12 protein-coding genes are annotated in these 13,425 nt (G+C 43.4%); 9 read left to right on the forward strand and 3 right to left on the reverse strand.

From position 1 onward, the window contains the following. Nucleotides 1-4: 4 nt before the first annotated feature. The gene (locus tag gpAD87_RS04130; protein WP_064636421.1) at nt 5-700 is read right to left on the reverse strand and encodes a YhcN/YlaJ family sporulation lipoprotein; all 696 of its coding nucleotides are present in this window, start codon (nt 698-700) and stop codon (nt 5-7) included. 153 nt (nt 701-853) lie between these two features. Between gpAD87_RS04130 and gpAD87_RS04135 the strand changes: the two genes are divergently transcribed. Together gpAD87_RS04135 and gpAD87_RS04140 are read left to right on the forward strand one after the other, a co-directional pair. After that, complete coding sequence (locus tag gpAD87_RS04135) at nt 854-2,188, forward strand: PhoH family protein (protein ID WP_024628438.1); 1,335 nt, start codon at nt 854-856, stop codon at nt 2,186-2,188. Between the two features lie 221 nt (nt 2,189-2,409). Continuing rightward, complete coding sequence (locus tag gpAD87_RS04140) at nt 2,410-3,690, forward strand: extracellular solute-binding protein (protein WP_064636422.1); 1,281 nt, start codon at nt 2,410-2,412, stop codon at nt 3,688-3,690. Here the strand turns inward: gpAD87_RS04140 and gpAD87_RS04145 are convergent. Together gpAD87_RS04145 and gpAD87_RS04150 are read right to left on the reverse strand one after the other, a co-directional pair. After that, entirely contained in the window at nt 3,682-4,761 is a 1,080-nt protein-coding gene (locus gpAD87_RS04145) for a hypothetical protein (RefSeq protein WP_082934999.1), read from the reverse strand. The two genes, gpAD87_RS04140 and gpAD87_RS04145, sit on opposite strands and share 9 nt — an antisense overlap. A 181-nt stretch (nt 4,762-4,942) precedes the next feature. Next, the gene (locus gpAD87_RS04150) at nt 4,943-5,179 is read right to left on the reverse strand and encodes a DUF2626 domain-containing protein (RefSeq protein ID WP_053781237.1); all 237 of its coding nucleotides are present in this window, start codon (nt 5,177-5,179) and stop codon (nt 4,943-4,945) included. Nucleotides 5,180-5,496: 317 nt separating this feature from the next. On the opposite strand from gpAD87_RS04150, the gene gpAD87_RS04155 reads away from it, so the two are divergent. The 7 genes from gpAD87_RS04155 to gpAD87_RS04185 all read left to right on the forward strand — a co-directional run bounded on the left by gpAD87_RS04155 (nt 5,497) and on the right by gpAD87_RS04185 (nt 13,309). Then, nucleotides 5,497-6,147, forward strand: a complete 651-nt coding sequence (locus gpAD87_RS04155; protein ID WP_063567002.1) for an RsfA family transcriptional regulator — start codon at nt 5,497-5,499, stop codon at nt 6,145-6,147. Nucleotides 6,148-6,291: 144 nt separating this feature from the next. Further along, complete coding sequence (locus gpAD87_RS04160; protein WP_064636424.1) at nt 6,292-7,254, forward strand: ketopantoate reductase family protein; 963 nt, start codon at nt 6,292-6,294, stop codon at nt 7,252-7,254. Beyond that, the gene (locus gpAD87_RS04165; RefSeq protein WP_064636426.1) at nt 7,254-7,628 is read left to right on the forward strand and encodes a DUF3397 domain-containing protein; all 375 of its coding nucleotides are present in this window, start codon (nt 7,254-7,256) and stop codon (nt 7,626-7,628) included. The genes gpAD87_RS04160 and gpAD87_RS04165 overlap by 1 nt, the downstream gene beginning before the upstream one ends. A 151-nt stretch (nt 7,629-7,779) precedes the next feature. After that, on the forward strand, nt 7,780-9,477 hold the full coding sequence (locus tag gpAD87_RS04170) for a peptide ABC transporter substrate-binding protein (protein WP_063566999.1): 1,698 nt from the start codon (nt 7,780-7,782) through the stop codon (nt 9,475-9,477). A 189-nt stretch (nt 9,478-9,666) separates the two neighbouring features. Next, nucleotides 9,667-10,599 carry an ABC transporter permease gene (locus gpAD87_RS04175; protein WP_063566998.1) on the forward strand — a complete coding sequence of 311 codons (933 nt, stop codon included), beginning with the start codon at nt 9,667-9,669 and terminating at the stop codon, nt 10,597-10,599. A 47-nt stretch (nt 10,600-10,646) separates the two neighbouring features. Further along, nucleotides 10,647-11,528 carry an ABC transporter permease gene (locus gpAD87_RS04180; RefSeq protein ID WP_371121656.1) on the forward strand — a complete coding sequence of 294 codons (882 nt, stop codon included), beginning with the start codon at nt 10,647-10,649 and terminating at the stop codon, nt 11,526-11,528. Between the two features lie 17 nt (nt 11,529-11,545). Further along, on the forward strand, nt 11,546-13,309 hold the full coding sequence (locus gpAD87_RS04185; RefSeq protein ID WP_063566996.1) for an ABC transporter ATP-binding protein: 1,764 nt from the start codon (nt 11,546-11,548) through the stop codon (nt 13,307-13,309). The last annotated feature ends 116 nt before the right edge of the window (nt 13,310-13,425 follow it).

The raw sequence follows: 13,425 nt of genomic DNA on the forward strand, positions 1-13,425 counted from the left end.
GAGATCACTGGGCTTTTTGTTGTCTTTTGTCAGAAGAATGCAGCTGCTGCATTTGTTGTTCACGTTCAACATGTTCATCCGGATTTTGACGGACTTTGACATCTTTGGGTAGTTGGGGAATGATCCTGCCCACCATGTCTGCGAGTTCTGAAGCGAAACCGGATATTGGATGACCTTGACGAATATGTTCACCGATTTCTTTAATACGCTCGGTGACATCAGCATCTGCGGTAACAATTGAATCCACACCTTCCGGATCTTTGCGGAGGGCTTCGGCTACTGAGTATTTAATTGTACCTACTCGTGCACGTTCCAGTTCACCGTCAACATCAATGCCAACTACGGCTGTATTTCCAAGAATGACACAGTTGGCATCTTTGACACCTTCCACTTGCTTGGCAAGTGTTTTGAGGTGGGTGACCCTTTTTTCATTTGGCATCCGATCGGCCTTGGTGTTGTCCATGACGTTTTTTTCATGAACCTCACCTGTATTTTCGGTCAGATGGTCCACAGCTGAAGGGTGCAACCGATCTTCCTGAGTATTGAGCATGTGAGATCCTTTCCTTTGGTCTTGCTGAGTTGTAACATTTCCTCCGTAACCTTTGGCATGCTGACCTTGTTGCTGCGAGGCATTACGTGTAGAACTGTTGCAGCCTGTAAGTATAAAGATCAGAAGCAGCGTGCAAACCCAATATTTCATAAATGTTCATCCTTTCCTGGAGTTTTTCAGAATGGTTGACAATTATTTTGTCCTAGTCGAATACATTTATGTATGGGAGCATGATTGTCCATGTCGCTGCTGAAAGATCAAACTTATCCATGCCTTTAACGACGCCGCTTTGGAGGGGATTGAATGAAAAAGATTTTTGTATTGGATACGAACGTGCTTCTGCATGACCCCAATGCCATATTTGCCTTTGAGGAACATGAGGTAATCATTCCCGCGGTTGTACTGGAGGAGATCGACTCCAAAAAAAGAAATGCCGATGAAATTGGGCGTAATGCCCGTAATGTATCGAGACTTCTTGATGGGTTGCGTGAATTGGGACATTTGCACAGTGGCGTCCCTTTAGCTAATGGAGGCAATCTGAAAGTGGAACTGAATCATCGTAGTTTTGTGAAAGTACAGGAAATGTTTGGAGAAGTGTCCAACGATAATCGGATTTTGGCCGTCGCCCTGAATTATCAGATTGAGGAAAATGAGAAAGAGGTCGTTGAACGACAGGTGGTTCTGGTCAGCAAGGATGTGCTTGTTCGTATCAAAGCGGATGTACTCGGTCTTTTCACACAGGATTACTTATCAGATCGCACGGCAGGTCTCAGTGAATTATATCCAGGCTACACTGCCCTCAAGGTTCATCCTTCGGTCATTGATGAGTTTTACACATATCGCTTTCTACCGATCAAACCGTTACAGTTGTCTTATTCGCTTTACCCGAATGAATTTGTAATTCTCAAGGATGAGATGGGAACCAATAAATCGGCTTTGCTCAAAGTAAACACAGAGGGAACGAAGTTGGAACCACTGTTCCTGAGTAATGATAATGTATGGGGCATCAGTGCACGTAACGCGCAACAGCGTATGGCCCTAGAACTGCTCCTGAATGATGATATTCCACTTGTCACGATTACAGGAAAGGCAGGTACGGGGAAAACCTTGTTGGCGCTTGCTGCGGGTTTGCTTAAAGTGGAGGATGACCATAAGTACAAAAAATTATTGATCGCTCGTCCGGTTGTGCCAATGGGGAAAGATATCGGTTATCTCCCTGGTGAGAAAGAAGAAAAACTAAGACCATGGATGCAGCCAATTTATGATAACTTGGAATTTTTGTTTGATACCAAAAAAGCAGGCGACATTGATAAAATTTTGATGGGTCTTGGCAGTATTCAGGTTGAGGCACTCACTTATATTCGTGGTAGGTCTATACCAGGACAGTTTATCATTATCGATGAAGCGCAGAACCTGTCTCGACATGAAGTGAAGACCATTGTATCGAGGGTGGGCGAAGGCAGTAAAATTATTTTGATGGGTGACCCTGAGCAAATAGACCATCCTTATCTGGATTCAGCAAGTAATGGTCTGACGTATATTGTGGAGCGATTCAAGCAAGAGGGAATCAGCGGACATATTATGCTGGAAAAAGGAGAACGTTCCAAGTTGGCTCAGCTTGCAGCAGATTTATTGTAAGGTAACGGAAAGTTATTTCCCGGAAAATGTTTCTATTAAACCGGCTCTTCGAGCCGGTTTTTTTGCTGAAAAAATAAACATCAGTTATTGCACAGAACTCGATATGCTCGAAGTATGCAAAATATCGGAAAACTGTTTTTTGGCAGGATAGGACAAGAGCACTACTTATTTGTTACAATGAGTGTTGCAGGAAAAAATTAGGGAGCAAGGAGGGAAAGTTAATGAAGCGTGGACACCAGGTTGTTTTGTTCGCAGTGCTGCTGCTTTCGTTAACGATTCTGTCTCCCAGCTTTGATTTTAGAGGTTCACAGCTTAATCAGGAACGAGATCAGGAAAAAGATGCATTTCCCAACACGTCATCTCGTAGCGAAGACCAACATGCCCCACTAGAGATTGTAGTCTCGATGTCTGAGACCGACTTTAAATCATTTAAAAAGATGGCTAATGAAGTAGCAACTTCTCAACATGTGGAAATCAGTCTTCGGAATTTGGAGCCGGATACATATAAGCGAGTGCTTGATAATAAATTTTCGGTAGGAGAGAGCGGAGATATCATTCTTCTGGATAGCGCGGAAGTTCAATATCATGCCAAAAAAGGACATCTGTATCCGTTGAATGGTACAACACTGTCCAAGTCTTTGGGAGAAACTGTGGTAGGCTTACGGGAAATGACAGAGTGGAATGGTTACCAATGGGGGATGCCGTTTGATTTTGACGCTTATGTACTCGCAGCTAGCTCTCCATTCCTGGACGAAGCCGGTTTGGCAGGTTTACCCAAAAATAAGGAACAGTGGAACAAACTTGTACAACAAGCAACGCAGGATGAAACGGATTTAATAAGCATAAATTTAAATGACCCTCACGCGGTAAGTGCGTGGTTGAATCAGTTTGATCCAGGCATGGCTCCCGACCAAATTAAGAAAGCGCAAACTTCTTCGCAAACGGAGGCGTACCAACAGATCATACAGTTGATAGATCAGATCCAGTCGCATATTAACGTCGAATCAATGAATCCGACGATCTCTTCTTCGGGTGAGCAGACGGGAGTTCCTATGGTAGTAACGTTGCTGTCTCGTTTGTTGAGTGGAGATCAAGGCGTGGCAGGCGAACAGGAATCATCGGAGAAGATAGCTCTCAGTGCGTTAGAACCGCTGAGATCAAGAAGTCTTGTTATCGCAGCTGGATCACTTGAGGCGGAAGAGGCCAGCCGCTGGATTGAAGGGATGACATCCTCTGCCGTGCAATCGGAGTGGTACCAACAGGCTAACTATTTACCAGCAAAGCAACAGGAACTAGATCTTGAGTCACAGAAACTAATAACGAAGTATAATACGACTGATGTAAAATCCTGGTTTCCAGCTGACTCTTCGCAGGCTGTTATGACGGAAAGTCCTATACTAACTTCTGCCTTTCAAAAGAAGATCCAACAACTTCTCGCGGGAGAGATCACGGCTAATCAGTACGTCAAAAGCATTATTGCCTTGCAAAGCTCGTCAAAATGAAATGGCGAGCTTGACTTCAAGTATGCCTTCGCTTGTGGATACCTCTGTGGCTTTGACAAACGACAGAATTTTCTGTGGGTAAAATCCGAGATCGAATTCTCGTTCCAGCATACGACGTGTGGTATCGGGCAGTTCTAACTGATTAAACACAAGTTTATCTACATGAAATCGAATTGAATTCTGAGGTTCATTCTCAACCGTATAATGGCCTTCAATGCTTAATTGCAACTGATCACGCTGCCCAGAAGCAGTGATTCGATCTTTGTCGAACTGAAAGGCAAAGTCTTCAAAGATCGGATTCTGTGATCGTAGAAACGTATTTAACTCATCTTGTCCAATTCGAATGGTGTACGATGTTCCGGTAGTGGAGATTCCTCCGTTTTGTTCCTGGATAAACTGTGGCAGGTTCTGCATAGCTGATGCCAATGCTTTAAAATATCGCTTGACCTCGTATATGCCGATGTTCTCCCAATAGATAGTCAACTCATCCATCAATTTCTGCATGGCTGCAGCATCCCCGCTGGCAGCTACTTTTCCGTCCACTTCTTTCTGCAAAGCTAGTACTCGTTCACGTTGATTTTGAAGATTGTTTTTGAGTTCAGACAGTTCTGCAGAGGTCTGATTTATCTGGGCAGACGTTTGCTGCATGGTGCGATATCGATCCTGATACTTGTCCAGTACAGCCTGATCCCTGCCAATAATAATCTGATAGTAATCGTATAGAATGAACAGGTCCTTAAAGGATCTTGCCCCCAGTACCGTCATCAAGAGACTATCACGCTCCCCGGTATAGTAGGATCTTACAACTGCACCCGCTCGGTCTTGCTGAGTATGTATCTGGTCTTCCTGTTCCTGAAGTTGCATGGATAACGTCTGACGCTGTTCGTCTAGCTGTTTTTGTTTGGCTGCAATACGTTCGATTTCATGATCGATTTCGACGATGGATAGGCTTTGTTGCAGTATTTCGCGTGTTTCCTCAGATGAAGGTTCTCCATAGGCATAAGTCCAAGGTAGCTGGATCAAAAATATAATACATACGATGAAGCCAGGAATGCCGTATCGACGTTTCACCCATCATTCTCCTTTCCATATCTACATATGATGCGAACAGGCTTATCTCTTCCAGACAATATATGAAATAGATACGTGAAATATCCGTAGTGGTTACATAACACAAAGAATAGTCATTTAATCTGAAAATGACAAAAAAGCAACCCGACATTAGCCGGATCGCTTTGATGCTGCTGGCGGATTAGAGCGGCAAATCCATTTGGAATACGGTCCAGTAGCTGAACCCTGTGAATGTTACGATCATATAACCCCAGAAGAGCAATATGTACGTACGTTCGGTAAATTTCAAATATCCCAAAATGACAAAAAACGCAGTCTGCAGGAAAAAAAGCAAAGCCATTTCGACCAGGTCTCCCGCAAAAGCCATCAGGCCAATCGCTAGCGTGAAGAACCCGAGTACCCGAAACATGCGCGCCACGGTAAGTCCTCCTCTCCTATGTACGATCATAGATTGTCTACACAACATTATACCGGGAAAGGAAAAAGGTGTAAACAAAATTGGATATGAAAGCGAATTCTTTTTTTTTGGCCTAAAAGAGTTAAAGTATGGTTTGTTTTGCATATGTAACGTATGAGTACTCATAAATGTGGAAATACATTTTAGTATGAAATCAATTCTATGAACTCTATGAGAGGCATAAGAATGAATGAAGCAGCTTTTATACCTAATTCACATACCGGGAAATCGGTTATGGGGACGGTTATTTTAGGATGTTGTTAGGAGGGTATTATAGCATGACTGCAGTGAGACAGGATGCTTGGAGTACAGAGGACGATTTGATTTTGGCTGAAGTTACTTTGCGTCATATTCGGGAAGGAAGTACACAACTAGCTGCTTTTGAAGAGGTTGGCGAAAAAATAGGCAGAACTTCTGCCGCTTGCGGTTTTCGCTGGAACAGCTGTGTACGTAAGAAGTATGAGTCTGCTATTAGCAATGCTAAGGCTCAACGACAAAAACGGAGTTATCTCCGCAAACAACCGGCTTTGCTTGGACCACAAGTAGCAGCTTTGTCCACCCTGGATACAGAAGAAAATCTGTACAAGGCGGATGGTATTTCGGAAGATTCTCTATCCATTGATGCAGTTATACGATTCTTGCGGCAATGGAAGGGAACTGTGCAGGAAAACGGTCGTCAGCTCAAGATGCTTGAGAAAGAGCTTCGTGAAAAAGAGGATGAACTTCATGAACTGCGTTGCGAGAATGATCGTCTGTCTAAGGAAGTGAATGAAGTACAGACTGATTATCGTGTTGTAAACGACGATTATAAAGCACTGATTCAGATTATGGATCGTGCTCGCAGACTCGCATTTCTGACAGAAGAAGAAGAGGAACTCAAAACGAGATTCAAAATGGATGCCAACGGGAATCTGGAACGAATTGAATAAAAGCAAATTGTATCTGATGATCAGCATTAGATTAGGACCCGTCACACCTCCGTTACATAACGGCGGGTATGATGGGTTTTTTGTTTGCTGTTTTTGTTCTATTATAGATGAAAGCAACTATTGGAGCAGAGGTAGGGATGCAGCATGATCATTGACGTTGTAGGATCAGGGTCACTGGGTCTTTTGTATGGAGGTAAGCTACAGGACGCAGGCAACGAGGTTCGGTTTTGGACCAGAACGGCTGAACAGGCAAATAAACTGAGTATAGAAGGATTTAAGGTCATCGAACGGGAGAAAACCATCCAGATTAAACCTGATCATATCCAGGTCAAGCCGATTACGGAGTTAACCCGATTGTGGCAACACTCACCTGGAGATTGGCTACTATTAATGGTGAAACAGATAGCGATACTTGATGTTATACGTGAAATTGGTTCATTGAAGACGCAAGTGCTCAACATCGCATGTTTCCAAAATGGGGTTGGGCATCTGGATCATGTGCAATCCAATATGCCGCATTCCAATATATACAGCGTCATAACTACAGAAGGGGCGAAACGTCAGGTAGATGGAGTCATCCGTGCAGGTATAGGAGAGACCTGGTTGGGCAAAAGTGCAGATGTACGTATCTCACCTCTAACGCCAATGAATCAAAATGACCCCATTCGTTTACAGGGACTTTTGCAGCAGGCAGGATTTGGCTGTACAGTGTCGAATGAAATCGATAAGCTGATTTATAGGAAGTTGTTAATCAATGCTGTCATTAACCCTCTTACCGCGATATGGCGTATTCCTAACGGTGAGTTAATTACAAAGGAAGAGCGAATCGTGGTTATGCGTCAGCTGTACGATGAGGCATTGGCGGTATACAGAGCAAGCGGAATACTTCTTGATGTTGATGTGTGGGAACAAATCCTCTCCGTCTGTCGTTCCACAGCCTCGAATACATCTTCCATGCTGTCGGATGTTCTGCATGGACAACAAACGGAGGTGCAATCCATTAACGGGCAAATCGTAAGCATGGCGTGTCGGTGTGGCCTGTCTGCTCCGATGCATGAAGTACTGCTTCATCTGATTGAAGGTATGCAACCGGAAGGAGTGAGTTAATGGGATTTTTTATTGTGCTGAGCATACTGCCGTTCTTTCCATTTTTTCTTGTGTATTGGATCATGTATGGATGGAAAAAAGATAAGCGTGTGGCGCTGCGCTCGGCAATGGATGTAACAACCTTATTCCTTATATTCTCTGTATCGGCGTTATTCAACTTAACATTTGATTCGAATTTTGGATTTTATTTAACACTAATACTCATACTAATAGCGCTTGGATTCATCGGAGGTGCACAAAATCGGCTCAAAGGTAAGATCGATAGGGGTAGAATGTTCCGGGCCGTTTGGCGCATGGCTTTTGTCATAATGAGTTTTGGGTATGTTTTGTTTACTATATTTGGATTATTTAGATACTTCATGAAACAGATGTGAGGATACATAACGCAAAAGGGCTAAAAAATGTGTCGATTTTGTCGAAAACTGAAAAAAACATTACTTTCTGAAAAAGTAATGTAGATTTTTTTGACCGGTGGTTGTATAATCTATAAACATATACCACATCAATTTAGGGGGAAAGTGTTAGATGAAAAGGAAAAGTCTATTAGTCCTTTTGACGCTGATTTTGGCGTTCGGTACCGTACTTGCAGCGTGCGGATCGAAAAACGAAGGCACAGGTAACACCGATACTGGTTCTGCAACCGAAGGAAATGGTCTTGCTAAAGATCAAGTCCTGAAAATTAACCTGTCAGCTGAACCTCCTACGTTAGACCCGGCTCAAGCAAAAGACAGCCAAACCAACACTGTACTGAAATTCTTGTATGAAGGTCTTGTGCGTATCGACCCTGATGGCAAAGAAGCTCCAGGTGTTGCTAAAGACTGGACAATTTCCGAAGATGGTCTGAAATATGTTTTCAACCTGAACCCGGATGCTAAATGGAGCAACGGTGATGCAATCACTGCCGAAGACTTTGTACGTTCTTGGGAACGCGCTTTGAAACCGGAAACAGCTTCTCCATATGCTTACCAATTGTATTACATCAAAGGTGCTGAGGGTTACAACCTGAGCAAAGACGAAACATATAAAGGTACTAAAATCACAGACTTCTCTCAAGTAGGTGTTAAAGCTACTGATGAGCACACGCTGGAAGTAACGTTGGAAAACCCAACACCTTACTTCTTGGGTCTGACAGCATTCTACACGTACTACCCAGTACACAAGTCTGCTGACACGAATGACAAATTCTTCACAGACTACAAAAACATGATCGTTAACGGACCATTCACAATGGATCAATACGCTAAAGGTCAAAAAATCGTCGTGAAGAAAAACGAAAGCTACCATGCAGCTTCTGACATCAAATTGTCTGAAATTAACATGTCCCTGACAAACAGCAGTGCTTCCGAACTGCAAGCTTATAAGTCTGGACAATTGGACTACACAGGCGCACCTAACGGTGAAATTCCTTCCGACCAAATTCCTTCTGTAAAAGCGGAATTGCCGGACGAGTTTAAAGCTACTGGTATTGCAAGTACTTACTACTACCAGTTCAACGTTAATGAAGCTCCATTTAACAACGTTAAAATCCGTAAAGCTTTTGCAATGTCAATCGAGCGTCAATTGATCGTTGACAAAGTAACACAAGGTGGACAAATTCCAGCTTTCGGCTTTGTACCTCCAGGTATCCGCGGTGAAAACGGCGAATTCCGTGATGAGCACAAAGATGACTACTTCACTGAGAACGTAGAAGAAGCTAAGAAATTGCTTGCTGAAGGTATGAAAGAAGAAGGCTACACAACATTGCCAGCAGTAACTTTGATCTACAATACTAGTGACGGTCACGCGAAAATCGCGCTTGCTGTTGCTGATATGTGGAAGAAAAACCTTGGTGTTGACGTGAAAACGGAAAACCAAGAGTGGGGCGTATTCCTTGAGAACCGTCAAAACCAAAACTTCCAAATCGCTCGTGCGGGCTGGTCTGCTGATTACAACGATCCGTACAACTTCTTGGAAATGTGGACTACTGGAAACACAAACAATGATTCCAAATTCAGCAACGAACAGTATGACAAAGATGTTAAAGAGACTGTAAAATCTGCAGATCCAGCTACTCGTATGGCTGCTTTTGCTGACGCTGAGAAAATCCTGATTCAAGATGAAATGGGCGTATTGCCGATCTATTACTACACTAACGTATCTTTGACTAAGCCTTACCTGAAAGGCATACAACTTGATTTCAGTGGAGCTATTGACTTCACTCGTGCATATCTGGAAGAGAAATAAGTTGTTCTGAAGTCTATATGATTACTTCGGGATATATATGTGGAATTCCATATATATCCCGATTTTTTTGTATGTGCACCGATTTTCCTTATAATTCTTGAAATTTCCGATAAATGGATTGGACATTATTCTTGTCTAATTCTACAATCGATTTGTATACAAAATATTGTTTGTGGAGGTGTGCAAGGGTTGGTTAAGTACGTGCTGAAAAAACTGCTATTTATGCTGCTATCGCTTTTCATACTCGCATCAGCAACCTTCTTCCTGATGAAGGCCATTCCGGGTGACCCTTTTACATCCGAGAAAAAAGTATCACCTGAAATCCGGGCACTTTTGGAAGTGAAGTATGGTTTGGACAAACCGATGTATGAACAATACCTGAAGTATATGGGTGGAATCATCAAAGGTGATTTCGGGGTTTCTATGAAATACCTGAATCAAGATGTAACTGGTATGATCACTCAAACGTTTACAGCATCGCTGAAGCTAGGAATCTTTGCAATTATTATCTCAATTGTTGTGGGTGTCTTGTTGGGGCTTATTGCCGCAGTGTACCATCGCAAGTTGATTGATGATATTACGATGATTCTGGCTGTTATCGGGATTGCTGTACCGAGTTTCTTGCTCGCATCCCTGGTGCAATATGTTTTTGCATTCAAACTCGGCTGGTTTAATGTTATGGGCTTCGATGGCCCGCTCGACTATGTGCTTCCGGTTGCCGCACTGTCAGCATCTCCAATTGCCTTTATCGCACGTTTGACGCGTTCAAGCATGTTGGAAGTGTTGCATGCAGACTACATCAAGACAGCCAAAGCCAAAGGTTTGAAATGGCCTGCTATCATGTTTAAACACGTTTTACGGAACGGTATTCTGCCAGTCGTTACTTATGTTGGTCCGATGACAGCAAATATTATCACAGGTTCCGTTGTTATTGAGCAAATCTTTAATATTGGTGGAATTGGTAAAGTATTTGTAGAGAGTATTACGAATCGTGATTACACGATGATCATGGGGATTACAATCTTCTATGGTATTCTCTTGATGCTTGCACGTTTCCTGACAGATATCGCTTACGTGTTGATTGATCCTAGAATTAAGCTAGAAAGCCGGAAGGGGGCATAACGTTGTCTGGCAAGAATAACAACAATAATGAAACGGCGAACACAGGCCTGGATAGTCAGGCAGCGTTGAAATCGCAAGAGAGTGTATCGCTATTCAAAGACGCTATGTACAGACTTGCAACCAACAAGGCCGCTATGATTAGTTTGGCTGTTCTAGTCCTTGTTGTCATTTTCTCTATGATTGGTCCAACTTCGTTGTTCTCAAGCTATAATTATTATTCCAATGATTTGTTGAATGCCAATGCTGCACCGAGTGCTGAACACTGGTTCGGAACAGATGAACTGGGTCGTGATGTATGGGTAAGAACCTGGGTAGGTGCACGTGTGTCTCTTACTGTAGGTTTGGCTGCTGCTTTGATTGACCTTGTCATCGGGGTAATTTATGGAGCCATTATGGGCTTCTACGGTGGACGTGTTGACGGCATCATGAACAAGTTCTCCGAGATCTTGTACTCCCTGCCATACATGCTCGTTGTTATCCTGTTGCTGGTTGTATTGGAGCCAAGTCTGACAACGATTATCATTGCACTTACCATTACAGGATGGATCAGTATGTCCTGGATTGTGCGTGGTGAGATTATGCAACTCAAAAACAGAGACTTTATCCTTGCTGCTCGTTCCATGGGCGCAAGCACTGGACGTCAACTCTTCCGTCATTTGTTGCCAAATGCTGTCGGACCAATTCTCGTTACATTGACATTGTCCATCCCAAATGCCATCTTCGCAGAAGCATTTTTGAGCTTCCTCGGATTGGGTGTATCTGCACCTAAATCCTCTCTTGGATCTATGATCAATGATGCACTTACAGGCTGGACGCTGTATCCTTGGCGGATGTGGTTCCCTGCAGGTTTGATGGTTATGACAATGCTCGCATTTAACTTGCTTGGTGACGGCTTGCGCGACGCGCTTGATCCGAAATTACGTAAATAGAAATAGGAGGTGGGATTATGGAGCCGATTTTAACAGTCAAAGACCTGAGTGTGTCATTTACGACGCGTTCTGGTGAGTTTGATGCCGTTAAAAATGTGAGTTTTGAACTTGGCAAAGGAGAGACGCTGGGGATCGTAGGTGAATCCGGTAGTGGTAAGAGTGTTACTGCCCAAACCATCATGAAATTGATTCCCTCCCCGCCTTCGAAGGTCAAAAGCGGAGAAATTACTTTTCACGGGCAGGACCTGCTGAATAAGACAGATAAACAGATGGAAGCCATCCGTGGTAAAGATATCGGCATGATCTTCCAGGATCCAATGACTTCTTTGAATCCTACCATCAAAATTGGTAAGCAAATTACCGAGGTACTGCGCAAGCATCAGAATATGTCCAAAAAAGAAGCTGAAAAAAGCGCATTGGAAATGCTCGAACTTGTAGGCATCAAAAATGCGGAATCGCGTATGAACCATTATCCACACCAATTTTCCGGTGGTATGCGCCAGCGTGCTATGATTGCGATTGCCTTGGCATGTCGTCCATCCCTTCTGATTGCGGATGAGCCAACAACTGCACTCGACGTAACGATTCAAGCACAAATCTTGGATGTTATGAAAGACATGCAGCAAAAGCTTGGAACTTCGATCATGCTTATCACGCATGACCTTGGAGTAGTTGCAGGAATGTGTGATCGTGTTGTCGTTATGAAGGAAGGCGAAGTTGTTGAAACAGGAACAACTGCTGAAATCTTCAGTAATCCTCAACATCCATACACGATTAAATTGCTGAATGCTCTCCCTCGTCTGGACGAGCCTAAAAAAGAAAAGCCTACTCCAGTTGGTATTATCAAAGGTGCCAACAAGCCGCTGGTTCAAGTGAAGAACCTGAAACAATACTTCAACTTGGGCAAAGGCAACATTCTAAAAGCGGTTAATGATGTTAGCTTTGATATTTTTGAAGGCGAAACACTTGGAGTTGTAGGGGAGTCGGGCTGTGGTAAGTCCACAACTGGCCGTACAATTCTGCGCCTTTATGAGCCAACAGGCGGAAATGTTAACTTTAATGGAACGGACATCTACAAGCTGTCTCCGCGCAAGATGAAAGAAATGCGTAAAGATATGCAGATGATTTTCCAGGATCCTTATGCATCTTTGAACCCACGCTTCAACGTTATGGATATCATCGGTGAATCTCTTGATATTCATGGTCTGGCGTCAAGTCGGGCAGAGCGGAAGAGACGCGTTGAAGAATTGCTTGATCTTGTAGGTCTGAATCCTAGCCATGCACTCCGTTATCCACATGAATTCTCAGGTGGTCAAAGACAACGGATCGGGATTGCCCGTGCATTGGCTGTAGACCCTAAATTCATCATCTGTGATGAGCCATTGTCTGCATTGGACGTGTCCATTCAGGCTCAGGTCGTTAATTTGCTTGAAGAACTTCAGCAACGCCTCGGCTTGACATACCTGTTTATTGCACATGACTTGTCCATGGTTAAACATATCAGTGACCGTGTAGCTGTAATGTACATGGGTAAAGTGGTGGAGTTGGCAGAAAGTGAAGAACTTTATGCTAATCCAATTCACCCTTACACCAAAACATTGCTGTCCGCGATTCCTGTACCTGATCCGGAAGTAGAAGCGAGCAAACGTCGCATTTTGCTGCCGGAAGAACAAGCACTTAAGAATGGATCTGGTGGTCCTGCAAATGATCCATACAACCTGCAGAACGCTCAATTGATTGAGATATCCAAAGGTCACTGGGTTGCAGAACCTTACGTATAAAAAGTACAATTTTCATTTGGACTTATCCATGAATATCAAACCGCCGACTTTGTTCGGCGGTTTTTTATTTTTTGATGCACTTTCTTTTGACGAAGAGGGCTCTCATTCGGTACAAT

The organism is Paenibacillus sp. AD87 (assembly GCF_001659845.1).
Lineage (GTDB): Bacteria > Bacillota > Bacilli > Paenibacillales > Paenibacillaceae > Paenibacillus > Paenibacillus marchantiae.

What these genes read in the sequence shown, in the direction of transcription:
- gpAD87_RS04170 (WP_063566999.1), top strand. Translation starts at nt 7,780, where the DNA reads ATGAAAAGGAAAAGTCTATTAGTCCTTTTGACGCTGATTTTGGCGTTC.
- gpAD87_RS04155 (WP_063567002.1), top strand. Translation starts at nt 5,497, where the DNA reads ATGACTGCAGTGAGACAGGATGCTTGGAGTACAGAGGACGATTTGATT.
- gpAD87_RS04135 (WP_024628438.1), top strand. Translation starts at nt 854, where the DNA reads ATGAAAAAGATTTTTGTATTGGATACGAACGTGCTTCTGCATGACCCC.
- gpAD87_RS04130 (WP_064636421.1), bottom strand. Translation starts at nt 700, where the DNA reads ATGAAATATTGGGTTTGCACGCTGCTTCTGATCTTTATACTTACAGGC.
- gpAD87_RS04160 (WP_064636424.1), top strand. Translation starts at nt 6,292, where the DNA reads ATGATCATTGACGTTGTAGGATCAGGGTCACTGGGTCTTTTGTATGGA.
- gpAD87_RS04185 (WP_063566996.1), top strand. Translation starts at nt 11,546, where the DNA reads ATGGAGCCGATTTTAACAGTCAAAGACCTGAGTGTGTCATTTACGACG.
- gpAD87_RS04165 (WP_064636426.1), top strand. Translation starts at nt 7,254, where the DNA reads ATGGGATTTTTTATTGTGCTGAGCATACTGCCGTTCTTTCCATTTTTT.
- gpAD87_RS04140 (WP_064636422.1), top strand. Translation starts at nt 2,410, where the DNA reads ATGAAGCGTGGACACCAGGTTGTTTTGTTCGCAGTGCTGCTGCTTTCG.